This window comes from Trinickia sp., from assembly GCF_035492435.1.
Classification (GTDB): Bacteria; Pseudomonadota; Gammaproteobacteria; order Burkholderiales; family Burkholderiaceae; genus Trinickia.
The window spans coordinates 1-22,868 of sequence record NZ_DATJJF010000076.1 but is presented as its reverse complement, the minus strand read 5'-3'; the positions used below and the strand labels follow the sequence as shown (position 1 = coordinate 22,868).

Here is a 22,868-nt window from a genome sequence, read left to right as displayed (position 1 = left end):
CTCGGCGCGTGAACGGCAGTATGTGCCGGGACGAAAGAAAGATCGAACAGGGAGCATCAAGATGCTGAGCAGGTGGTCGATTCGCACCACGCTCACCGCCATGGGGGCCGTGTTCGTCGCGCTGACGCTCGCGGTCGGCGCCCTGGGGCTCACGGCGCTATCGAGCGCCGGCCGGGTCGTGGATACGCTCGCGGGCGACGATTTGCCGGCGATTCACGCGCTCGACGACGCGGGCTCGTACCTGCTGCGCACGCGCATTTCGCTCGACCGCTATCGCGCGCTGACCGAGTCGAACAATCTCGACGAGGCGAAGAAGGTACTCGATCGTTCGCAAGTGCTGCTCAACAAGGCGAACGAAGCCTGGCAGGCCTTCCAGAGCGAGCCGAAGCAAGGCGTCGATGCCGCCCTCGTCACCGAGATCACCGCGCGCTACGCGACGCTGTTGCATGACGGCGTCGAGCCCGAATTCGCGGCCGTTCGTGCGGGCGACATGGCCGGCTACCACGCGCTCGCCGATACGAAGATCAGTCCGATGTTCGTCGCGTTCGGCGATGCGGCCGATCACATGCTGAAGGCATTGCGGGATCGCGCCGAAGAGCAGCGCGTGCAGTCGGCGTCGAATATTTCGATGATGAACGTGCTGATCGTCGGGGCGCTCGTGCTCTCCGTCGTGCTGATGGTGGCGATCCGCTTCGTGCTGCGTGGTCTGATCGTTCAGCCGCTCGACGATGCGATTTCGCACTTCGGCCGCATTGCCGACGGCGACCTCACGCGCACGATCGAAGCGAAAGGGAAAAACGAAATCGGCCGGCTCTTCGATGGCGTGCGGCAGATGCAGGGCAGCATGGTGACGATGGTCAAGGCGATTCACGGCGGCACGGAATCGATCGATGTCGGAGCGCGCGAAATTGCGATGGGCAACACCGATCTGTCGCAGCGCACCGAAGAGCAGGCGTCGTCGCTGCAGCAGACGGCGTCCAGCATGGAGCAGTTGACGGGCACCGTGCGCCAGAACACCGAGAACGCGCGCCAGGCGAGCCAGCTCGCGGTCAATGCGTCGGATATCGCGATGCGCGGCGGCGAAGTCGTGAGCGAGGTCGTGACGACGATGCAGGATATCGCGACGAGCTCGAACAAGGTCGTCGACATCATCGGCGTCATCGAAGGCATCGCATTCCAGACCAACATCCTCGCGCTGAACGCGGCCGTGGAAGCGGCCCGTGCCGGCGAGCAGGGACGCGGCTTCGCCGTGGTGGCGGGCGAAGTGCGCAGCCTCGCGCAGCGCAGCGCGGCGGCAGCGAAGGAAATCAAGGCGTTGATCGGCGATTCGGCCGACAAGGTGGCTAGCGGCTCCGCGCTCGTGGGACGTGCCGGCACGACGATGGACGAGATCGTGCAGGCCGTGCGGCGCGTGACCGACATCATGGGTGAAATCAGTGCCGCGTCGGAAGAGCAATCGACCGGTATCGAAGGCGTCAATCGCGCGCTGGCTCAAATGGACGACGTGACGCAGCAAAACGCGGCGCTCGTCGAGGAGGCTGCGGCCGCGGCCGCATCGCTCGAAGAGCAGACGCGGCAACTGAAGACGGTGGTTGGACGTTGGCAGGTTCAGGGCTCTCATGTGTCGGCTGCCGCGGCGAAGCCTGCCGCCGTTGCGGCGAGCAAACCGGTCAGCGCGCCGGCGGCCCGCTCGATGGATCGATCGAGCGCGAAGCCGGTCGCCAAGGCCCCCGCAGCGTCGGCTCCGAAGGCCGTTCGCGCTGCCGCGCCGGTGGCACATGAAGCTGCCGCGCCGAGCCGGATCGCCGCGACGGGCGAGAAGCGCGCCGCCGCACCGGCCGTTGCCACGGCGTCGAAGGCAAGCGTTGCACAGAAGGCAAGCGTTGCACAAAAGGCAAGCGCGGCGCCGGCCATCAAGCCTGCGCCTGCGCCCAAGCCGGCGCCGGCCGTGACGGCTGCGTCGGGCAAGTCGGACGACGACTGGGAAACGTTCTAACACCGCCGCGCGGCAACGCGCGACGGGTAGTGCAGGTAACCGAGCAACATCATGACAGCGCGCGCACCCCAACGGCCCGAGCGGGCCGAGCCAGCCGGCACAGGTCCGGCCGAGCGTACCGCGTTCGCCGATCGCGATTTCGAATTCACGTCGGCGGATTTCGCACGCATTCGCGAGCTGATCCACCGGCGCGCGGGCATTTCGTTGTCCGATCACAAGCGCGACATGGCGTACAGCCGGCTCGCGCGGCGCTTGCGAGCCCGCAACCTCGAGACGTTTCGTCAATATCTCGAGTTGCTCGAGTCGGAAAACGATCCGGCCGAGTGGGAGGCGTTCACGAACGCGCTGACGACGAACCTGACGGCATTTTTTCGTGAATCGCATCACTTCCCGATCCTGGCCGAGTTCGTGAAGCGCCGCCAGCAACCGGTGTCGATCTGGTGTTCTGCAGCCTCGACGGGCGAGGAGCCGTACTCGATCGCCATGACGCTCGTCGAGGCGCTCGGCGATTCGGCCGCGCGCCAGGCGACGATTCTCGCCACCGATCTCGATACGCAAGTCCTCGCAAAAGGCGAGGCCGGCATCTATTCGCTCGAGCAGGTCAAGGCGCTCTCGCAGGAGCGCCTGAAGCGCTTTTTTCTGAAGGGTACCGGGCCGCACGCGGGGCTCGTCAAGGTACGCCCGGAGCTGCGCGCGATGATCCGCTTTCAGCAGCTCAATCTCACGGATGCGGACTACGGCTTGCGTACGCAATTCGACGCGATCTTTTGCCGCAACGTGATGATCTATTTCGACAAGCCGACGCAATCGCAGGTGCTTTCGCGTTTCGATCCGCTCACCAAGCCGGGCGGATTGCTGTTCGCGGGGCACTCGGAGAACTTCACCTACGTGACGCAGTCGTTCCGGCTGCGCGGCCAGACGGTCTATGAGCTCACGCGCGATGTGGCGCCCGGCACGCGTCCCCGCGCGCCTGCTCGCACTACCGCGCGCACAGGCGAGGAGGCTGAAGCATGAGCGGACTGCCCATCGCAACCAATCTGTATTTCGACAACCACTTCGAGCGGCGCGGTGTGAAGCTGCTGCCGAACGAGTTCTATACGACCGGCGAAGACATGGTGCTCGTCACCGTGCTCGGCTCGTGCGTGGCGGCCTGCATTCACGACCGCACGCTCGGCATCGGCGGCATGAACCACTTCATGTTGCCCGACGATGGCGACAATCCGGCCGCCGCGGCGTCCGACTCCATGCGCTACGGCGCGTTCGCGATGGAAGTTCTCATCAACGAACTGATCAAGATGGGCGGACGGCGCGAGCGCTTCGAGGCCAAGGTGTTCGGCGGCGCGGCGGTGCTGGCCGGGATGACGACGATCAACATCGGGGACCGCAACGCCGAGTTCGTGCGCCGCTATCTGGCGCTCGAGAACATCCGGATCGTCGCCGAGGACCTGCAGGGTCAGCATCCGCGCAAGGTCGCGTTCATGCCGGCCACGGGCCAGGCGATGGTCAAGAAATTGCGCCTGCAGCAAGAGCCGAATGTCGCCGAGCGCGAGCAGGCGCTGGCCAGGCAGGTCGCGGAAGCGCGCGCGGCGCGTCATGCGCGCGCGCGAACGAAGGAACACGCCGAGCTGTTCACATCGCCCGCCGCGGCGGGCGCAGCCAAGCCTCGCATCGAGCTTTTCGGTGCGCGGCCTGCCCCGCGCACGGAGGTTTTCGGTGCCGGCATCAGCATGAACGACAGCGCCAAGACCGTGAAGGAGGCCTAATGAATAACCCCCGCGCACATATTCGTTCGCCGCGGCAGGAGGCATGATCGCTGTGCAGAAAATCAAAGTATTGTGTGTCGACGATTCGGCGCTGATCCGCAGTCTGATGACCGAGATCATCAACAGCCAGCCCGACATGTCGGTCTGTGCAACGGCGCCGGATCCGCTCGTCGCGCGCGAGCTCATCAAGCAGCACAATCCGGATGTACTGACGCTCGATGTGGAAATGCCTCGCATGGATGGGCTCGATTTCCTCGAAAAGCTGATGCGGCTGCGGCCGATGCCGGTCGTCATGGTGTCGTCGCTGACGGAGCGCGGCTCTGAGATCACGCTGCGCGCACTCGAGCTCGGTGCCGTCGATTTCGTCACCAAGCCGAAGGTCGGCATTCGTGACGGCATGCTCGAGTACGCCGAAAAGCTCGCTGACAAGATCCGCGCGGCGTCGCGCGCACGCGTGCGTCAAAGCACCGTGGCCCGTGCGCAGGGTACTGCACCGGCGAGCCATGGGCCGCTCTTCAACAATCCGCTCGTCAGTACCGAGAAGCTGATCATCGTCGGCGCCTCGACGGGCGGCACCGAGGCCATCCGCGAACTGCTGGTGCCACTGCCGCCCGACGCGCCCGCCGTCATGATCGCGCAGCACATGCCGCCGGGCTTCACGAAGTCGTTTGCGCAGCGGCTCAACGGCTTGTGCCGGATCACGGTGAAGGAAGCCGAGCATGGCGAACGCGTGTTGCCGGGCCATGCCTATATCGCGCCGGGACATGCGCATCTGCTGCTTGCGCGCAGCGGGGCGAACTACGTGGCGCATCTCTCGGACGATCCGCCCGTCAACCGGCATCGCCCGTCGGTCGATGTGCTGTTCCGCTCGGCCGCCCAGCACGCGGGCAAGAATGCGGTGGGCGTCATCCTGACCGGCATGGGACGCGACGGCGCAGCCGGATTGTTAGACATGCGAAATGCGGGCGCATACACTCTCGCGCAAGATGAAGCGAGCTGTATCGTCTTCGGCATGCCACGCGAGGCCATCGCGCTCGGTGGGGCCGATGAAGTCGCGCCGTTGTCGGAAATGGCCCGACGCGTTATGGCGCGTCTCGCGACAATGGGCGATCGTGTGCAGCGCGTCTAGTGGAAGCGTCCGGCATCGGCTGGATAAATCGAATCTGTTGGATCAGGCAGCCGCGGCGGCTTGCGGCGTCGAATTTGGGAACTGAGGGAACGTGATGGACAAAAGCATGAAAATCCTGGTGGTGGACGACTTTCCGACAATGCGCCGGATCGTCCGCAACCTGTTGAAGGAACTCGGCTACTCGAACGTCGATGAAGCCGAAGACGGCGCGGCGGGCCTTTCGCGTCTGCGCGGCGGCGGCTACGACTTCGTGATCTCCGACTGGAACATGCCCAATCTCGATGGGCTGGCGATGCTCAAGGAGATTCGCGCAGATGCGTCGCTGTCACACCTGCCGGTGCTGATGGTGACGGCAGAGTCGAAGAAAGAAAACATCATCGCAGCGGCGCAGGCCGGTGCGAGTGGCTATGTGGTGAAACCGTTTACCGCCGCCACGCTCGACGAGAAACTCTCGAAGATTCTCGAAAAGCTGGGCAAAACCGGGAGCTGACGTGGACCAGCCGACCAACCTTCAGGCCGAGGGATTCGATGGCGCCGACTTGGTGACCGATCGAATCCTCGCGCGTATCGGCCAACTGACTCGCACGCTGCGCGATTCAATCCTCGAACTCGGGCTCGACAAGCAGGTCGAGCACGCGGCGCAATCGGTAACCGACGCACGCGAGCGTCTCGACTACGTGGCGGCAATGACCGAGAAGGCAGCCCATCGTGTGCTCGCCGCCATCGAAGTTGCCAAGCCGATGCAGGAGCGGTTGCAAGACGATGCGAAAGCGCTCGAGAGTCGCTGGTCGCAGTGGTACGACGCGCCCATCGAGCGCGAGCAGGCCCGTGCATTGCTGACCGATACGCGTGGATTTCTTGAGGGAGTGTCGGAGGCAACGGTCGCAACCAATGCGCAGTTGCTCGAAATCATGATGGCCCAGGATTTTCAGGACCTGACGGGACAGGTCATCAAGAAGATCATGGATGTCGTCTACTCGATCGAGCAGCAGCTCCTTGGCGTGCTGATCGAGAACATTGCGCCCGAGCGACGCGAGCAGTTCGCGGCGAACGCTGCAGCATTCGCGGCCGAGCCGAGCGCCGCGGTCAACAACGACTCACTGTTGAACGGGCCACAGATCAATCCGGAAGGCAAGGCCGACGTCATGCAGGATCAGCAGCAAGTCGATGATTTGCTCGCAAGTCTTGGCTTCTGATTTCGACTTTTGGCAGGGCGCATTTTTCTGACGCCGGTCATATCGTAGCAAGCAGGGCGGGCCGCTTATGCGGCGCCGCCCTTTTTTGGATGAGGTATTGCTGCGACGCAGCAATTGGTTTGCACCGCAAATAGCGTGCGCGATGGCAATCAATATGTCAGTAGCGCAGGCTGTGTTTGTAAGCTAGTTTACGAGCATCGTCGATGCGCTCAGCGGCCGCGAGCATAGTGCCATCCTTCGATTGGAGGAGCCTCCTCATGTTCATCCGTTTTCTACGCGCGGTATGGCCTGCGGCGCTCATGGCCGGCGCATGGCTCAGTGCGGCGGCCCCGGCGCACGCTGCGCTTGGCGGCAATCCCATGCCCACACCGTCCGGCGCGACGGTCAGCACGGTCACACCGGTTGCGCGTGCTGCTTCGGCGGGCGGCGCACCTTCGAGCGCTGCGGTGAATGCCAACTTTACCGTCAGGCAAACGACGCTTTCTTCCGGCACCGTCGTGCGTGAATACATCGGGCCGGACGGGACGGTCTTCGGCATTGCGTGGACAGGGCCACGCATGCCCGATCTCGCCACCTTGCTAGGCAGTTACTTTCCCCAGGCCACAAGCGCAGTCGACGCGCAGCGTGCGCAACGCGGCGGTGGCCGTGGCCCCGCGAGCGTCGAGCAGCCGGGGCTCGTCGTGCACTCGGGCGGCCACATGGGTTCCTTCGCAGGCCAGGCGTATTTGCCCCAGGCACTACCGTCGAATGTGACAGGCAGTGACATTCAATGAGGGTGCTTGACACGACGGGAGAACGAACGTGCGATCAAAAAATGCACTCCTGCGCGCGTTGGGCGCATTTGGCCTCGCCCTGGGCACGGCGTGGGTGCCCGGTTGCGGTGGCGGCGGTGGAGACAACAATGTGTCCAGCGCCCAGGTTCCGAATATGCCGGCTAATCAGGTGGTGGTCGCGGTCGCGTCGGGGCTGCAGGGTGTGCCCAACCTGCCGACGGTCAGTGTGACCGTTTGCGCGCCGGGCACCGCCACTTGCCAGACGATCGACAATATCCAAGTGGATACGATGTCGTTCGGCTTGCGGCTTGTTGGCACGGCGGCCTCGCAGGTGCTCAGCACGCTTCCTGTCCAGACGGACGGCAGCGGGCATCAAATCGCGGAATGCGCCATCTTCGCCGACGGCTTTACCTGGGGCACCATACGTACCGCCGATGTCCGGATCGGCGGTGAGTCAGCGAGCAGCGTGCCCATCAATATCCTCGGGGATATGTCTCTGCCCCCGCCTGCCAGTTGTACCCAAAACGCGCCTGGTGGCGCAGAGAATTCGGTGAGCGCACTTGGCGTGAACGGCATCCTGGGCGTCGGCGTGACGCCTTACGACTGCGGCTCTTTGTGCGCGATGTCCGCGGCCGATAGCAGCTACTACGCGTGCTCGGGCAGCGCTTGCACGCAAACCGCGCAGCCACTCGCAAGCCAAGTGACCAATCCGGTGGCGAAATTCGCGGTCGACAACAACGGCGTGATTCTGGCCATGCCGGGCGTCGGTCAGGGTGGGGCAGTGTCTGTGTCGGGCACCTTGACGTTCGGAATCGGCACGCAGTCGAACAACGCGGTGCAGGGGGCGCAGACGTTCGGGACAAACGCGCACGGCGATATCAGCAGCACCAACTTCAGCGGCACCGTGAATTCGGGATTAGCTTTCTTCGATTCCGGCTCCAACGGGTACTTCTTCAATGATTCATCGCTGGTGATCTGTCCGTCGCCAGCCAACGGCTTTTTTTGCCCGCAAACGACGACAAGCCGCGTAGCGACCGTCTCGAGCGCGTCTGCCCCGGTGGCTTCGACGACGGTCACGATGACCATCGCCAATGCGAATAGTCTTTTTAGCGGAGCCGCTACGGCCAACTTCGCATTCAGCAACTTGGCGGGCCCTTTTGGATTGCCGAATTTCGTCGACTTCGGCATGCCGTTCTTTTACGGTCGCACAGTCTACTTCGGCTATGACCGGCAGCCACTGGGCGGCACGCAAACGCCTTACGTCGCGTTCTAGGGCTTTCGGCCGATAGAATATTTCAAAAAGCTTTCTATTTTGGGTGGCCAGCTGGCCACCCTTTTTGCATCTGGGCGACCGCTTTATCGTTGCGGCCACTGCGGCTTACGCTTGCCTGATCCCCCGAATTACAGCCGTTTCCCTGTCTTTATCCGCCAATCGTCAATTGACGCCAGCGGGAATAATCGCTGTCAGTGAAAAGCGGCATTGAGCCGCGACCCCGAGCGGAGAAGCTTTGTGGCAGAGGACAGCGATCTCGAGAAGACCGAGTCAGCCACTCCCCGGCGTCTGGAAAAGGCGCGCGAGGAGGGCCAGGTCGCGCGCTCGCGGGAGTTCACATCGTTTGCCCTGCTCTCTGCCGGCTTCCTCGGGGCGTGGGGGCTTTCGGGGCAGATTGCCCAGCATTTGCAGGCCATGCTGCGCGGGACGTTGACGTTCAACCATGCGTATGTCGCCGACAGTAGCCGAATGCTGATCACCGCGGGCGCAGCCGGCCATGAAGGGCTCCTCGCCGTCGCACCCCTCTTGGCACTCACGGTCGGAGCCGCGCTCTTCGCGCCCATGGCCCTTGGCGGCTGGCTCTTTTCGCCCAATGCGTTGCGCTTCGACGTCGCGCGGGTCAGTCCTGTGAGCGGCATCGGCCGCATGTTCTCGTCGAACGGCCCGATACAGCTGGGTCTATCGCTCGTCAAGACACTCGTCGTTGGGGGTATCGGCGGTCTGGCCGTCTGGCACCATCAAACGGAAATTCTTGCGCTGCCGGACGAGCCGGTGTCGCGTGCGCTTGTGCACGGGCTCTCGATCATGGCCGTTTGCTGTGCGACGACCGTCGCCGGCATGTTCGTCATTGCGGCCATCGACGTGCCCTATCAGCTCTGGAACTTCCACAAGAAGCTGCGCATGACGAAAGAGGAGGTCAAGCGCGAGCATCGCGAGAATGAGGGCGACCCCCACGTCAAAGGCCGCATTCGCCAGCAGCAGCGCGCCATGGCGCGTCGCCGCATGATGGCTGCCGTGCCGAAAGCCGACGTCGTCGTGACGAACCCGACTCACTATGCCGTGGCGCTCCAGTATTCGGATGGCGAGATGCGCGCGCCGAAGGTCGTCGCCAAGGGCGTGAACCTCGTCGCCGCGCGCATTCGCGCCTTGGCGGACGAACACAATGTTCCGCTGCTCGAGGCGCCGCCGCTCGCGCGCGCCCTTTACCACAACGTCGAGCTCAATCGGGAGATTCCGGCCACGCTCTATAACGCCGTGGCGGAAGTGCTCGCGTGGGTGTTTCAGCTGCAACGGTTCCGGCGCGAAGGCGGCGATGTGCCCGCCGCGCCAAGTGAGCTCGATGTGCCGGCCGATATGGACAAAGGGCCGATTTCGGATGATGACGTGCGAGAAGAAGAGGAAGAGGCGCTGACGCAGCGCGAGGCAGGCGCTGCGCGCGGCGACTCGGGTAACGGAGCATCGGCATGAACGCGCGCGTGCAAAGCCTTTTCGGCAAAGGGCCGCAGATGCTGGTCGATGCCAATCTGCGCAAGCTCGCGGGGCCGGTCCTCATCTGCATGATCCTCGGCATGATGATCCTGCCGTTGCCGCCGTTTTTGCTGGATCTGCTGTTCACGTTCAACATTGCTTTATCGGTGATGGTGCTGCTCGTCAGTATGTATACGACGAAGCCGCTGGATTTCGCCGCGTTCCCGAGCGTGCTGCTGTTCTCGACGCTCTTGCGCTTGTCGCTGAACGTCGCTTCCACCCGTATCGTGCTGCTCGAAGGTCACACGGGGCCGGCCGCAGCGGGGCGCGTCATCGAATCGTTCGGCCACTTCCTGGTTGGCGGCAATTTCGCTGTGGGCATCGTCGTGTTCGCGATCCTCATGGTCATCAACTTCATGGTGATCACGAAGGGCGCGGGACGTATCGCCGAAGTGGCCGCTCGCTTCACGCTCGATGCGATGCCGGGCAAGCAGATGGCCATCGACGCCGACCTCAACGCGGGCCTCATCAACGAAGAGGGCGCAAGGAAACGCCGGCTCGCCGTCTCGCAGGAAGCCGAGTTCTACGGTGCGATGGACGGCGCTTCGAAGTTCGTACGCGGCGACGCGATCGCGGGCCTCATCATCATGTTCGTCAACGTGGTGGGCGGGCTCATCGTCGGCGTTGCCCAGCACGGGATGGATTTCGCATCGGCAGGCAAGACGTACACGCTTTTGACGATTGGCGATGGCCTCGTGGCTCAGATTCCGTCGCTCATCATCTCGACAGCGGCCGGCGTCATCGTGTCGCGCGTGGCCACCGACGAGGACATCGGCACGCAGCTGACCGGCCAGCTTTTCGCGAACCCGCGCGCGCTGATGATCACGGGTGCGATCATCGTTCTCCTGGGGCTGATCCCCGGCATGCCGCACTTCGCCTTCCTGTTGCTCGGCGGTGGCGCGATCCAGGGCGCACGTGTGATGAAAAATCGTGCCAAGACAGCCAACTCGAGCGCCGCGCTCGTCGATTCGGCGGCGCCCGTCGCTACGCCGGTAGAGAACAACGAGGCAAGCTGGGACGATGTGACGCTCATCGACACGCTCGGTCTCGAGGTCGGCTATCGGCTCATTCCGCTCGTCGACAAGAACGCCGACGGCGAGTTGCTCAAGCGCATCAAGAGCATTCGCAAGAAGTTCGCTCAGGAAATCGGCTTCTTGCCGCCCGTCATCCATATTCGCGACAACCTCGAGCTGCGTCCGAACGCTTACCGGATCGCCTTGAAAGGTGTCGAGGTGGGCGTTGGCGAGGCTTATCCGGGCCAGTGGCTGGCGATCAACCCAGGCCAGGTCTCGGCCGCGCTGCCAGGGACGCCGACGAAAGATCCGGCCTTCGGGTTGCCGGCCGTCTGGATCGATACCAACCTGCGCGAGCAGGCCCAGGTCTACGGCTACACCGTCGTCGACGCCAGCACCGTGGTCGCGACGCACCTCAATCACCTCGTCGTCCAGCATGCCGCCGAGCTGCTGGGCCGGCAGGAAGTGCAGGCGCTCATCGCGCGCATCGGCAAAGATGCCCCGACGCTCATCGAGGACATCGTGCCCAAGACCTTCTCGTTTTCGACACTGCAAAAGGTGCTGCAGAACCTGCTCGAGGAAGGCGTGCCGATTCGCGACATGCGCACGATTCTCGAGGCGCTCTGCGAGCAGGCGGGCAAGCTCTCGGACGCTTTCGATCTGACCGCCGCCGTGCGCCTCGCGCTCGGCCGGGCGATCACGCAGCAGTGGTACCCAGGCAACGGCGAAATGCAGGTCATGGGGCTCGATTCGAACCTCGAGCGCGTGCTGTCGCAGGTGCTGACGACCGGCACCAATCCCGGTCTCGAGCCGGGGCTCGCCAACACGCTGCTGATGGAGACGCAGCGCGCCATTGGCCGCCAACAGCAAACCGGCCTGCCGGCGGTGCTGCTGGTGCAGCACGCGCTGCGCGCGATGCTTGCGCGTTTCCTGCGTCGCAGCCTGCCGCAATTGAAGGTGCTCTCGTATGCCGAAGTGCCCGAGACGCGCACGATCAAAGTGGTTAACCTCATCGGGGGTCAAGCTTGAACATTCGCAAATTCATCGGCGCGACGAGTCGTGACGCGCTGCGCCTCGTACGGGAGGCCCTCGGTGCCGATGCGGTGGTGCTTTCGAACCGGACTAACGATGACGGCAGTGTGGAGATCGTGGCGCTCGCCGATACGGACCTCGCCGCCATTGCACCGGCTGCCGGCGACGGCGCAGGGGAAGGCAGCGCCGTCGCGCGCGGCACCTACGCTGGCCTGGACCCATACAACGACGCTGCCCCGCTGACATTGCCGGCGCCCACGGCAACGCCTGCCGCGCCGGCACCGCGCGTCATGGCGGCGAACCCTTACGCGAACGGCATGCCGGACGTCTTTTCGGCGGTCTTCGGGGCGAGCCCCGAGGTCGGTGCGGTGAACTCGGATGGCACGCACGTCGCCGGTGCAACGGACGCCGCTTCGTTCGCCATGGCCGCTTCTACCTTGGGCAAATCGCAGCGCGAGCCGCGCGCCATGGGGAGCGACGCGAACGCCACGGCGGCGCGAGTCTCCGCCGCAGCGCCTCGCGCGCCGCAACCGACGCCGACCATCGTCGATTCTCACCCTTGGCTCATCGACCATGCGCAACGGGTGGCGGCGCAGCAACGGCGCGCGGCTCACTCGGCAAGCCCGACAAAGTCGCACGCGCTGACGCCGTCGGCGGCGGCTGCCATGGGCCTTGGGGCGGCCGGCAAGATTTTGACGCCCGAGGAGATCGCGGCCGCCCAAGTGCCCGACTGGGCGCAAGAGGCCGCGGAGGTGGCGGCACGCCGCGCCGCACCGCGCATCGCACCGGCTTTCGACGGGCTCGGTGCATCGGCCAAGGATGTGGCCGATGGCGCGGCAGCGGTGGCCGACGCGGTGCGCGCACGCATCGAGCAGGTGGTCAGCGAGACCGTGATGAGCGAACTCTCATCGCTGCGCGGCATGATGGAAGAGCAGTTCGCCGGACTCTTGTGGGGCGAGCGGCAGCGCCGCAGCCCGGTGCAAAGCTCGCTCACCAAGCAGCTTTTCGCGGCCGGCTTTTCGGCGCAGCTCGTCAAGATGATGGTCGACAACATGCCGGCCTCTCTCGAGAATGCTGACGCCGGCATGGATTGGGTTCAATCCGTACTCGCTGCCAATCTGCCTGTCCTCGAGAATGAGGACGAGCTGATGGAGCGCGGCGGTGTATTTGCGCTGATGGGGCCGACTGGCGTCGGCAAGACGACGACGACGGCCAAGCTTGCCGCGCGCTGCGTGATGCGCTTCGGCGCGAGCAAGGTGGCGCTCCTGACGACCGACAGCTACCGGATCGGCGGCCACGAACAGTTGCGAATTTTTGGCAAGATCCTCGGCGTGTCCGTCCATGCGGTGAAGGACACGGCTGATCTTCAGCTCGCGCTGACCGAACTGCGCAACAAGCACATCGTGTTGATCGACACGATCGGCATGAGTCAGCGCGACCGCACCGTTTCCGATCAGATTGCGATGCTGTGCGGCGCCGGACAGCCGGTGCAACGCCTCTTGTTGCTCAACGCGACAAGCCATGGCGACACGCTCAACGAGGTCGTGCAGGCCTACCGCAGTGCGCAAGGGCAGACGGAGCTCGCAGGCTGCATCCTGACGAAGCTCGACGAAGCGACGAATCTCGGCGGCGTGCTCGACACGGTGATGCGCTACAAGCTGCCGGTCCATTACGTATCGACGGGGCAGAAAGTCCCGGAAAATCTTTACGTGGCCACGAGCCGATTCTTGATCAAGAGCGCATTTTGCATTCCGCGCGAGGGCTCCCCGTTCGTTCCGCACGACGACGACATTCCCGCATTGCTGTCGGCGCTCTCCAGCCGTTCCAACGCTGACCTGCATGAGGTTCGATTTGGATAAAGCCGTCACCGATCAAGCCGAGGGGTTGCGGCGGCTGCTCGTCAAGAGCGGCTCGCGTGTCGTCGCCGTCACGGGCGGGCCGATCGGTGTCGGTTGCACGTCGACGGTCGTCAATCTCGCTGCGGCGCTGGCCAGCTTCGGTAAAGATGTGCTTGTCATCGACGAATGCCTCGGCAGGAACTCCGTGTCGGCGATGGTGGGAGGCGTAGGCAGCGCGGGCAGCGTGCGCGCGTTGCTCGCGGGCGAGATCGGGCTCGATCAGGCTGCTCCGCGCCACGAGCTCGGCTTTTCGGTGCTGGCCGCCTCGCATGAGAACTGCGCGGGCTACAGCGCCGCCGAACTCGGCGTGATGCTCACTGGCCCGGCCGACGTCGTACTCATCGATGCCCGGCTCGAGCGCAACGGGGCGCTTTCGCTGCTCGCCGCACAGGCACACGACGTCATGGTTGTGACACGCGTGGCCGCGCAGGCCATTACCGAGGCGTATGTCGCTATGAAACGTTTGCACTACGCGCATGCCATCGCGCAGTTTCGCGTGCTCATCAATCGCGTGTCCAGGCAGGCCGATGCCCACACGGCGTTTGAGAACCTGGCCGAGGTGGCCGGCCGATATCTGATGCTCTCCATCGCTCCTGCGGGCTGCGTTGCGGCTGACCCGCTGATGGAGCGTTCGCTCGAGCTTGGCCGGTGCATCGTCGATGCATTTCCGTCGGCGAGTGCTGCACGCGATTACCGGCGTGTTGCCGCCGAAATGCTGTATTGGCCGATGCGCGCGGCGACGTTGCCGCGCAGATCGGCGCTCGTCGGCGCGGGCAGGGCCGCGTCGACACCTCAGCACGCTTGAAACGCAGAGGACAAAGAAGAAGGAGCCCTCGATGTACAACGCTCAAGGGAAGATGTCCCAGTCGGACGTGTTGACTCGCTATGCGCCGCTCGTGCGGCGGCTTGGGCTGCAGCTCGTCGCGAAGATGCCGGCGAGCGTCGATCTCGACGATCTGATTCAGGCGGGCATGATCGGGTTGCTCGATGCGGCGAGCCGCTACAAGGAAGACCAGGGCGCTCAGTTCGAAACCTACGCGAGCCAGCGCATTCGTGGCGCCATGCTCGACGAGCTGCGCAACAACGATTGGCTGCCGCGCAGTTTGCGCAAGACTTCGCGCGAAGTCGAATCGGCCGTGCACCAGGTGGAGCAGCGGCTCGGGCGCTCGGCGAGCGAAACCGAGGTCGCCGAGCACATGGAGCTAACGCTCGATGCCTATCAGTCCATGCTGCAGGATTTGCACGGCAGCCAGCTCGTCTATTACGAAGACTTCGATCGCGCGGCCGACGACGAGCCGTTTCTCGACCGCTACTGCGTCGATCACACGGACCCGCTCTCCGCGCTGCTCGACGACAGCCTGCGCTCGGCGCTCGTGGAGGCGATCGAGCGCCTGCCGGAGCGCGAGAAGCTGTTGATGGCGCTCTATTACGAGCGCGGCATGAACCTGCGTGAGATCGGAGCCGTGATGGAAGTGAGCGAGTCGCGCGTGTGCCAGTTGCATAGCCAGGCCGTCGCACGCCTGCGTGCACGGCTTCGCGAGATGGCTTGGGCGACTGTCGATTGACGGTGGCGATGCGGCGTGACTGAGTCGTGATGCCCGTGGGCGCGTTGTCCCTCGCTGCTGGCGATGGGGCGCATGGGCGGATTTGTTTCGATTTGAGCGCTCGCGCCGTCGATCGCGCGATGGCCAGGGCGCTTACTGTTCGCCGACGTGTCGTTTCGTCATGGCCTTGACGGCGGGCTGTGTCAGTCGGCCAATGGCGTGTGGCCAGCGGCGGGCCGTCGATTCGACGGCGCCCCCGACTGAATGCTCTCAAACGGCGGCCATCCGGCCATCCGGGCCATAGACGCCCGCCGCGCCGCGTGATGATGTCCCGCGCAGGACCGAGAGCGCCCTTTCGTTGTAGTTCATGCGCACGCGGATCATCATGCCGTTTCTCAGATTCGCGCGACGCGCGCGATCAACCACACCCTGCAACAGCTTCCATTGCTTGGCAAGGCGAGCATCGTCGGCGCACGCGAGGTCCATGCCTTTCCAGCCGGACGGCAAGCCCAAGGCGCGCAGTTGCGCATCGCGCTCTTTTTCGAGTGAAGCGAGCTTCTCGGTCAGCTCCGTCTTCTTTTCGATGATGGGGGGCAGCGTCTCCATGGGGGAGACCGCCGCAAGGGCCTTTTCTTCGTAAGCCAAAAGCGAGGTGAACGCTTCAAGCGTCGCGTGTTCCTCGATTAGCGTATTGAGCAGGACGTCTTTCATCGAATGTGCCAAAACGCGAAGCTCGCAAGTCGATGCGAGCTTCAGTGATCAACAAGACCGGCCGCCGAGAAGTCCCCGAGAGGCACCGATAGGCTTGTGCGTCAGCTGCCGGGCGGTTACGGTTTCTGCAACAGATTGCGCGCGGTTTCCAAAATGCCGTCTGCGATTTTGCCGGTGTCGATCGAAAGCGTGCCGTTTTTGATCGCTTGTTTGATCGACTCCACCTGGGCGACGTCGATGTCCGCGGCGCCTGTTGCGGCGAGCGAGCGCATCTGCGACGACAATCCCGACAAACTCACGTTGGCATCCCCGTTCGATTGGGCTGCGCTTTGCGCGTTACCGGCCGCGCCACCCGCGGCGGGGCCGCCCGCGGCTGCGGCGGTATCGCCTTGGCGCGCGCTCTGCGCGGCGCTTTTCGGCGACGACAAGCTGGAGCTGTTGGTGGAGTCGACTTTCACGATTGGCTTCCCGAGTATTTCGCTTTGAGTGTGATATCGGCACACTACACTCGAACTTTAGCGCAATCGTCACCCTCGGCGAACCGTTGCGCCGATGGCCGAATCTCCTCCCGCTTTCCGGCGTGTCGCCGGCCGTCTCAAGCGAGGCTTACGCGCTCCTTTCGACCTGCCGACCGCCTTTTTCGCTCGGCTTGCCTTCGTGCCGGCCAGGCCCTCACATCGGGATCTGGACGGTCGAGCCGTCCTTGACGATGCCCGAGATGATCTGCCCGCCCGGCGTCTTGACCCGCACCTGCTGGCCCGGCGTCGCATTGTTCATAACGCTTCCTTCAGACGAAATCGTGAATCCCTGGCCGACGGCCACGACGCGCACTGTCTGTCCGATCGTGACCGAGGTCGCGCTCTTGAGCATGTCCTGCCGCAGCGGCATACCCGCGCTGATGCGTTCGAGCGCCACCGCACCAACCGCCTGTGACGCATCGGTGATGATCGCGCGCGGCAGATTGGCGAGGTCGCCTTCACGCGTCGTCAGATCGGCCACGGTGAGCACCGTGCCGGGCTCGATCTGGCGAGCCGCGAGGTAGTACGGCGCTTCCAACGAGACGCGAGCTTGCAGGTAGAGCGTCCACGGACGCGCGCCAGCGCAGCGCACGCCGACCGTCGTGCGACCCCAAAGGGGCGCGCCTGGCGGCATGAACGGAGCGAGCGTCGTGCAGGCGGCTAGCCCACGGGCGAACGCAGGCGCCACGGTGGCGGTAACTTTGCCCGGCAAGCCGACCGTTTGCTGCTGCAAAAAGGCGAGCGCGGCGCGGCGTATCGATTCTCCATCCTGCTGGCCGGCGGGCGCGGCATCCGGTGCGCTCGCCGTCAAAGCGGTCGACTGCACCGGTGCGGATGAGGGCGAGGGCGGGTGTGCCGCCGGCGCCGCGCCCCATGTGGGCTGGTCCGATGCAGCGCGTTGCAGGGCACCTTTTGCGTCCAGGCGAGGCGGCTCTCCGCGGTTGGCGAGCGGATCGATGTTGAGGGCGGCGCTGCCGACACCAGTCGGCCGGTCGACGACGACCGGCTGCGCTGGCCTCGTCGGGCGGGGCTCCGGCGTCACCACGACGGGCGTGACGCGCTGCTGTGCCGCTTGGAGCGTTTCGCGCTGAAGCTGAAGTGCGGCGCTAGCGGGGGCCGGTGTACGAGGCGGCACGCGCTCGCCAGGCCCGGGGATCGTGATTATTCCGGTGCCCGCTGTGCCGGGTGCATTGCTCGAGGCCGACGCGCCGTGCTCGCCGTTCCCCGGGATCGTGATCATGCCGCCAGCATCTGTCCCGGGAGTGCCGTTCGACGCCGAGGAGGCGCTGCGTTCGCCGGGACCCGGAATATAGATTTGACCGCCATTCGCCTGGGCCACGGCCGGCGCTGGTAGCACGCAGGCAAGGAGCGCGCAGCAGGCCGCCGCCCACGCGCCCACGCGCCGCATGCCCGGCAGGCAGCGCCCGGCGCGAAAAGCGGCCCAGTACGGAAGCGGCGGCAGCGGCGACATGCGTTTGGTTCTCCTGCGGGTGGGCCCCCTTGGCAGGACCCCTCAATGGCCCACGCATTCTAGGAGCCCACCGGATCACGCAAACGTTGAATAGAGGGCTGCTTCCCCGGTTATTCGTCCGATTGCCGCTTGCGGGCCGCCCCTAATATGCATCCCATGTGAAAAGGTCTTCCCGGCCCAAGAAGAACACCGGCGCGGGGAGAGGTCAATCGGCTGACCATGCCGGGCAACGCCTGGCAACGGAGAAACGCTCGATGCTGGACAAACTCGATGCCGAGTTCGCGTTCAATCGCGAAGCGCTCGGTGTGCGTGCCTATCGGCAGGAACTGTTGTCGTCGAATATCGCTAATGCCGATACGCCGGGCTACCGCGCGCGCGACGTCGATTTCGCCTCGTCGCTTGCTGGCGCGTTGCAGAAATCGGCGGGGGCGCCGAATGGCGCCTCGAACAGCGCGCCGTTGGCGATGGCTCAGCCTGTCGGCGTCGCGATGGGGATGTCGATGGCCGCGACGGAACCCGGACACATGGCCGGCACGGCGCGGCTCACTCCGGTGGGCGGTCAGGCGGAAAACTACGGTCAATTGATGTACCGCAATCCGACGCAGCCCGCGCTCGACGGCAACACCGTCGATCTCGACACAGAGCGTGTGCAGTTCGCCGACAACTCGCTGCACTACGAAGCAGGGGTGACGGTGGTGTCGCAGCAGGTCAAGGGGTTGCTCTCGGCGATCACTTCGGGCAATTGAGCCCGCGCCGCGACCGATTCGCTCAAAAACGCTACGGGGTTCGTACCACAGGTTGCAAGGAGGCCATGCCGCCATGTCATTGATGAGCATCTTCACCGTCGCGGGTTCGGCGATGTCCGCCGAATCCGAGCGGCTCAACGTCACCGCGTCGAATCTCGCGAACGCGGACAGCGCCACGGGCCCCGACGGCCAACCCTACCGCGCCAAGCAAGTCGTCTTCGCGGTCAAGCCGGTCGGTGGCCAGGCGACGGCCTCGGGGCAACAGATCGGCGGCGTGCAGGTCACGAACGTCATCGACGATCCCACGCCGATGAAGACCAGCTACGACCCGAGCAACCCGGCGGCGGACGCCAATGGCTACGTGACCATGCCGAACGTCGACCCGGTGCAGGAAATGGTGAACATGATCTCGGCCTCGCGCTCGTATCAGGCGAACATCGAGACATTGAACACCGCCAAGAACCTGATGTTGAAAACGCTGACGATCGGCAGCTGAGGAACGACAACATGACTACTACCGGCGTTGCAACGAAAGCGCTGAACGCGCTCAACGGCACCTCGAGCAGCGCGACGTCGAGCAGCGCTTCGTCGACCTCGGCATCCGATCTTGAATCGACCTTCCTGCAACTGCTCGTTGCACAGATGCAGAACCAGGATCCGACGAGCCCGATGGACAGCTCGCAGATGGTCTCGCAGCTCGCGCAGATCAACACGGTATCGGGTATCAGCCAGCTGAATACCTCGCTGACCTCGCTCGCCTCGCAGCTTACCGCCTCTCAACAGCAGCAAAACACGCAATTGATCGGCCAGAACGTGCTTGTCCAAGGCAATTCGGCCACGGTCTCGGGCGGAAAGTCGTCGGGCTTCGGTCTTGCCCTGAGTTCGGCTGCCTCCAATGTGACGGTGACGATTACGAACTCGAGTGGCGCCGTGGTGGACACGATGAATCTCGGCGCGCAATCGGCCGGCATCATTCCGGTCTCGTGGACGCCGACGGATTCGTCCGGCAACACGCTGCCAGACGGCACCTACACGGTTTCGGCCGTGGCGACGAGCTCGGGCGGCACACAAAGCGACCCCACGACGCTCAGCAGCGAGATGGTCACGGGCATGGTCCCGAATAGCTCATACTTGTTGCTCCAAAACGGCTCGGCCGTCGACACATCGAGCATCGCTGCGATTCTTTAATCACACGTCAACACTTGAATTCCTGAACGGAGACCAGCAGTGGGCTACGAGCAAGGCTTGAGCGGATTGTCCGCGGCGTCGAGCGACCTCGACGTAATCGGCAACAACATCGCGAACGCGAACACCGTCGGCTTCAAGGGGAGCACGGCCCAGTTCGCTGACCTCTATGCGAACTCGGTCGCTACCTCGGTCAACGACCAGATCGGCATCGGCACCCAGCTTTCCGAAGTTCAGCAGGACTTCTCACAGGGCACGATCGAAACCACGGGGCAGGCACTCGACGTGGCGATCAACGGCTCCGGCTTCTTCCAGATGTCGAACAACGGCGCGCTGACGTACTCGCGCAACGGCGTGTTCCAGACGAACAACCAAGGCTATATCGTCAACGCCGAAGGTTTGAATCTGATGGGCTATGCGGCCAATGCGAACGGCGTCATCAACACGGCTGCCACCGTGCCGCTCAAAATTCCGACGACCAACATCGCGCCGATGGCGACGCAAAATATCGCGGCGCAGTTGAACCTGGACTCGATGGACGCGATGCCCACCATCACGCCGTTCTCGGAGACGAACCCGCAGAGCTACAACTACTCGACATCGGTTCAGACGTACGATTCGCTCGGCGGCACTGAGCAAGTCAACATGTACTTCGCGAAGACGGGCACGAACACGTGGAACGTCTATGCCGGCACAACCGGTAACGCGACGATGGTCGGTACGGTCGACTTCAGCACAGCGGGCGCTCTGACGACTACAACGCCCAATGCGCCCGCGACGTCTGCCGGCAACGGGTACCTGACGTTCAACATCAACACCACGGACGGCAGCGGAACGCCGCAACCGCTCACGCTGAACCTGACTGGCACGACGCAGTACGGCTCCGCGGACGGTGTCAACAACCTCACGCAAGACGGCTATGCGAGCGGTGAGTTGAGCAACTATTCGATTGGCGCCGACGGCACACTCACCGGCAGCTATACGAACGGCATGACACAGGTGCTCGGCCAGGTCGCGCTCGCCAACTTCAACGATCCCAACGGTCTTACCGACCTGGGCGGTAACGAATACGGCGAAACAACGGCCTCGGGCGTGCCGCAGGTTTCGGCACCCGGCACCACGAATCACGGCACGCTGCAGGGCGGCGCAGTTGAAGAGTCGAACGTCGACCTGACGAACCAGCTCGTCGATCTGATCACCGCGCAGCGCAACTATCAAGCGAACGCGCAGACGATCAAGACGCAGCAGACGGTCGATCAGACGCTCATGAACCTGTGACGACTGACGCTTCGAGCGCGGCCGCGCGCCATTCGCGCGGCTTTTTCAATGCAACGGACGCAGGCGAGCCATGGACCGACTGATCTACACCGCAATGACGGGCGCGAGCCAAGCGCTCGAGCAGCAGGACGTCGTCGCCAACAACTTGGCGAACGCTTCGACGACGGGTTTTCGCGCCCAACTGGCCGCGTTTCGCTCGGCGCCGCTCGAGTTCGGCGACGGATCGACGATCAACAACGACACGACGCGCACGTTCGTGCTCTCGTCGACACCCGGCGCGGACTTCACGCCGGGGACGATTTCGCAAACGGGCAATCCGCTCGACGTGGCCATTCAGGGCAATGGCTGGCTCGCGGTGCAGACGGCCGACGGCAACGAGGCGTACACGCGCGCCGGCAATCTGCACGTCGACCAGAACGGCCAGCTTGTGACGGCCAGCAATTTGCAAGTGATCGGCAACGGCGGCCCGATTGCCGTGCCGCCCGATTCCCAGGTCACGATCGGCAAGGATGGGACCGTTTCGGTGCTTGCCCCGGGCAACCCGCCGACCGCCATTGCGATGATCGACCAGTTGAAGCTTGTGAACCCCGATCCGGCCACGCTGCAGCGCGGCGACGATGGGCTCTTTCGCACGTCCGACGGTCAGCCCGCCAACGCGGACCCCAACGTCACGGTGGTCGCGGGTGCGCTCGAGGGCAGCAACGTGAACCCGGTTTCGGCGATGGTCTCGATGATTACGAACGCTCGGCAGTTCCAAATGCAGACGAAGCTGCTGACGACAGCCGACCAGGACGATCAATCGGCCAACGAACTGTTGACGTTCACCAGCTGATCGGCGCGCCTCGCGCGACCGGACCGACACATTCAGGAGAAGCTCTACCTTGAACCGCTCTCTGTATATCGCCGCGACGGGCATGAATGCCCAGCAGTCCCAAATGGACGTGATCTCGAACAACCTGTCGAACGTCAGCACGACGGGTTTCAAGGGCTCGCGCGCCGTGTTCCAGGATCTCATCTACCAGACGCTGCGCCAGCCGGGCGCCAACTCCACCCAGCAGACCGAGCTTCCCTCGGGCAGCCAGGTGGGCACGGGCGTCGAGCAAGTCGCGACCGAGCGCCTCTATACGCAAGGCAACCTGCAGCAGACGGGCAACTCGCAGGACCTCGCCATCAACGGTGCAGGTTTCTTCCAGGTGCAGATGCCGGATGGCACGACATCCTACACGCGCGACGGCACGCTCCAGAAGAACGCGCAAGGCCAGCTCGTGACGTCGGCCGGCTATCCGATCCTCCCCCAGATCACGGTCCCGCAGAACGCCACGTCGCTCACGATCGGCACTGACGGCTCGGTCAGCATCACCGTTGCCGGGTCCACGCAGACGCAGGTGATCGGCACGATGCAGCTCGCGACCTTCATCAATCCGGCCGGTCTCCAGTCGATCGGTCAGAACCTGCTGCAGGAAACGCCGTCATCGGGCCAACCGAACGTGACGACCCCGGGCCTGAACGGCGCGGGCACGCTGCAGCAGGGCTATCTCGAAGCGTCGAACGTGAACGTCGTGCAAGAGCTCGTGAACATGATCGAGACGCAGCGCGCGTATGAAATCAACAGCAAGGCGGTCCAGACTTCGGACCAGATGCTGCAGACCCTGAGCCAGATGTCGGTGTAATGGCGGACAGGATCGTCGCTGATAGTCGCGGGTAGAAGATGTCGCCAACGAGCCCCTTTCCGTTTCGCATGCGCACGTTGCGCGCGTCGCTCTCGCTCATCCAGGCGGGCGCGCTCGCCGGCGTGCTCGCGGGCGCGTTCGCCGG

General features: G+C 64.2%; 22 protein-coding genes. 19 read left to right on the top strand and 3 right to left on the bottom strand.

Translation table 11 applies throughout. From position 1 onward, the window contains the following. The first annotated feature begins 61 nt into the window (after positions 1-61). From VL598_RS05515 to VL598_RS05455, 13 genes are all read left to right on the top strand, one after another. Positions 62-1,996 (top strand): methyl-accepting chemotaxis protein, encoded by a 1,935-nt coding sequence (locus tag VL598_RS05515; protein ID WP_325325689.1) that lies wholly within the window; start codon positions 62-64, stop codon positions 1,994-1,996. A 48-nt stretch (positions 1,997-2,044) separates the two neighbouring features. Continuing rightward, a complete protein-coding gene (locus VL598_RS05510; RefSeq protein ID WP_325325688.1) occupies positions 2,045-3,010 on the top strand; it encodes a CheR family methyltransferase in 966 nt (321 codons plus the stop codon). Continuing rightward, complete coding sequence (gene cheD / locus VL598_RS05505; RefSeq protein WP_325325686.1) at positions 3,007-3,759, top strand: chemoreceptor glutamine deamidase CheD; 753 nt, start codon at positions 3,007-3,009, stop codon at positions 3,757-3,759. Before VL598_RS05510 ends, cheD begins: the two co-directional genes overlap by 4 nt. 43 nt (positions 3,760-3,802) lie before the next feature. Continuing rightward, the gene (locus VL598_RS05500) at positions 3,803-4,888 is read left to right on the top strand and encodes a chemotaxis response regulator protein-glutamate methylesterase (protein ID WP_325325685.1); all 1,086 of its coding nucleotides are present in this window, start codon (positions 3,803-3,805) and stop codon (positions 4,886-4,888) included. Positions 4,889-4,982: 94 nt separating this feature from the next. After that, entirely contained in the window at positions 4,983-5,378 is a 396-nt protein-coding gene (gene cheY / locus VL598_RS05495) for a chemotaxis response regulator CheY (protein WP_325325684.1), read from the top strand. A 1-nt stretch (position 5,379) separates the two neighbouring features. Beyond that, positions 5,380-6,084 carry a protein phosphatase CheZ gene (gene cheZ / locus VL598_RS05490; protein ID WP_325325683.1) on the top strand — a complete coding sequence of 235 codons (705 nt, stop codon included), beginning with the start codon at positions 5,380-5,382 and terminating at the stop codon, positions 6,082-6,084. Between the two features lie 257 nt (positions 6,085-6,341). Further along, on the top strand, positions 6,342-6,857 hold the full coding sequence (locus tag VL598_RS05485) for a DUF2844 domain-containing protein (RefSeq protein ID WP_325325682.1): 516 nt from the start codon (positions 6,342-6,344) through the stop codon (positions 6,855-6,857). A 28-nt stretch (positions 6,858-6,885) separates the two neighbouring features. Further along, a complete protein-coding gene (locus VL598_RS05480) occupies positions 6,886-8,130 on the top strand; it encodes a DUF3443 domain-containing protein (protein WP_325325681.1) in 1,245 nt (414 codons plus the stop codon). A gap of 237 nt (positions 8,131-8,367) precedes the next feature. Then, positions 8,368-9,597, top strand: a complete 1,230-nt coding sequence (gene flhB, locus VL598_RS05475; RefSeq protein ID WP_325325680.1) for a flagellar biosynthesis protein FlhB — start codon at positions 8,368-8,370, stop codon at positions 9,595-9,597. Then, the gene (gene flhA / locus VL598_RS05470) at positions 9,594-11,699 is read left to right on the top strand and encodes a flagellar biosynthesis protein FlhA (protein ID WP_325325679.1); all 2,106 of its coding nucleotides are present in this window, start codon (positions 9,594-9,596) and stop codon (positions 11,697-11,699) included. Before flhB ends, flhA begins: the two co-directional genes overlap by 4 nt. Then, the gene (gene flhF / locus VL598_RS05465) at positions 11,696-13,561 is read left to right on the top strand and encodes a flagellar biosynthesis protein FlhF (protein ID WP_325325678.1); all 1,866 of its coding nucleotides are present in this window, start codon (positions 11,696-11,698) and stop codon (positions 13,559-13,561) included. The genes flhA and flhF overlap by 4 nt, the downstream gene beginning before the upstream one ends. Further along, positions 13,554-14,405: a MinD/ParA family protein gene (locus tag VL598_RS05460; RefSeq protein ID WP_325325687.1), complete on the top strand. Its 852-nt coding sequence runs from the start codon at positions 13,554-13,556 to the stop codon at positions 14,403-14,405. Before flhF ends, VL598_RS05460 begins: the two co-directional genes overlap by 8 nt. Before the next feature lie 31 nt (positions 14,406-14,436). Continuing rightward, a complete protein-coding gene (locus VL598_RS05455) occupies positions 14,437-15,165 on the top strand; it encodes an RNA polymerase sigma factor FliA (protein WP_325325677.1) in 729 nt (242 codons plus the stop codon). Positions 15,166-15,414: 249 nt separating this feature from the next. On the opposite strand, the gene VL598_RS05450 is transcribed toward VL598_RS05455, so the two are convergent. The 3 genes from VL598_RS05450 to flgA all read right to left on the bottom strand — a co-directional run bounded on the left by VL598_RS05450 (position 15,415) and on the right by flgA (position 17,844). Next, positions 15,415-15,855, bottom strand: coding sequence for a flagellar protein FlgN (locus tag VL598_RS05450; RefSeq protein WP_325325676.1), 441 nt, complete (start codon positions 15,853-15,855; stop codon positions 15,415-15,417). 116 nt (positions 15,856-15,971) lie between these two features. Continuing rightward, complete coding sequence (gene flgM / locus VL598_RS05445; RefSeq protein ID WP_325325675.1) at positions 15,972-16,313, bottom strand: flagellar biosynthesis anti-sigma factor FlgM; 342 nt, start codon at positions 16,311-16,313, stop codon at positions 15,972-15,974. A 214-nt stretch (positions 16,314-16,527) separates the two neighbouring features. After that, positions 16,528-17,844, bottom strand: a complete 1,317-nt coding sequence (gene flgA / locus VL598_RS05440) for a flagellar basal body P-ring formation chaperone FlgA (protein WP_325325674.1) — start codon at positions 17,842-17,844, stop codon at positions 16,528-16,530. A gap of 254 nt (positions 17,845-18,098) precedes the next feature. Here flgA and VL598_RS05435 point away from each other — a divergent pair, with 254 nt between their 5' ends. From VL598_RS05435 to flgG, 6 genes are all read left to right on the top strand, one after another. Continuing rightward, positions 18,099-18,590, top strand: a complete 492-nt coding sequence (locus tag VL598_RS05435; protein WP_325325673.1) for a flagellar basal body protein — start codon at positions 18,099-18,101, stop codon at positions 18,588-18,590. Between the two features lie 73 nt (positions 18,591-18,663). Then, a complete protein-coding gene (flgC, locus tag VL598_RS05430) occupies positions 18,664-19,086 on the top strand; it encodes a flagellar basal body rod protein FlgC (RefSeq protein ID WP_325325672.1) in 423 nt (140 codons plus the stop codon). Positions 19,087-19,097: 11 nt separating this feature from the next. After that, positions 19,098-19,778, top strand: a complete 681-nt coding sequence (locus tag VL598_RS05425) for a flagellar hook assembly protein FlgD (RefSeq protein ID WP_325325671.1) — start codon at positions 19,098-19,100, stop codon at positions 19,776-19,778. 39 nt (positions 19,779-19,817) lie between these two features. Further along, on the top strand, positions 19,818-21,053 hold the full coding sequence (flgE, locus tag VL598_RS05420; RefSeq protein WP_325325670.1) for a flagellar hook protein FlgE: 1,236 nt from the start codon (positions 19,818-19,820) through the stop codon (positions 21,051-21,053). Positions 21,054-21,123: 70 nt separating this feature from the next. After that, positions 21,124-21,885, top strand: a complete 762-nt coding sequence (gene flgF, locus VL598_RS05415) for a flagellar basal-body rod protein FlgF (protein ID WP_325325669.1) — start codon at positions 21,124-21,126, stop codon at positions 21,883-21,885. A 49-nt stretch (positions 21,886-21,934) separates the two neighbouring features. Continuing rightward, on the top strand, positions 21,935-22,723 hold the full coding sequence (gene flgG / locus VL598_RS05410; RefSeq protein ID WP_325325668.1) for a flagellar basal-body rod protein FlgG: 789 nt from the start codon (positions 21,935-21,937) through the stop codon (positions 22,721-22,723). The last annotated feature ends 145 nt before the right edge of the window (positions 22,724-22,868 follow it).

Bases quoted from the DNA above. Each gene is read 5' to 3' on its own strand.
- VL598_RS05515 (WP_325325689.1), top strand. From the start codon at position 62: ATGCTGAGCAGGTGGTCGATTCGCACCACGCTCACCGCCATGGGGGCC.
- cheD (WP_325325686.1), top strand. From the start codon at position 3,007: ATGAGCGGACTGCCCATCGCAACCAATCTGTATTTCGACAACCACTTC.
- VL598_RS05500 (WP_325325685.1), top strand. From the start codon at position 3,803: ATGATCGCTGTGCAGAAAATCAAAGTATTGTGTGTCGACGATTCGGCG.
- cheY (WP_325325684.1), top strand. From the start codon at position 4,983: ATGGACAAAAGCATGAAAATCCTGGTGGTGGACGACTTTCCGACAATG.
- VL598_RS05485 (WP_325325682.1), top strand. From the start codon at position 6,342: ATGTTCATCCGTTTTCTACGCGCGGTATGGCCTGCGGCGCTCATGGCC.
- flhA (WP_325325679.1), top strand. From the start codon at position 9,594: ATGAACGCGCGCGTGCAAAGCCTTTTCGGCAAAGGGCCGCAGATGCTG.
- VL598_RS05455 (WP_325325677.1), top strand. From the start codon at position 14,437: ATGTACAACGCTCAAGGGAAGATGTCCCAGTCGGACGTGTTGACTCGC.
- VL598_RS05450 (WP_325325676.1), bottom strand. From the start codon at position 15,855: ATGAAAGACGTCCTGCTCAATACGCTAATCGAGGAACACGCGACGCTT.
- flgA (WP_325325674.1), bottom strand. From the start codon at position 17,844: ATGTCGCCGCTGCCGCCGCTTCCGTACTGGGCCGCTTTTCGCGCCGGG.
- VL598_RS05435 (WP_325325673.1), top strand. From the start codon at position 18,099: ATGCTGGACAAACTCGATGCCGAGTTCGCGTTCAATCGCGAAGCGCTC.
- flgC (WP_325325672.1), top strand. From the start codon at position 18,664: ATGTCATTGATGAGCATCTTCACCGTCGCGGGTTCGGCGATGTCCGCC.
- VL598_RS05425 (WP_325325671.1), top strand. From the start codon at position 19,098: ATGACTACTACCGGCGTTGCAACGAAAGCGCTGAACGCGCTCAACGGC.
- flgF (WP_325325669.1), top strand. From the start codon at position 21,124: ATGGACCGACTGATCTACACCGCAATGACGGGCGCGAGCCAAGCGCTC.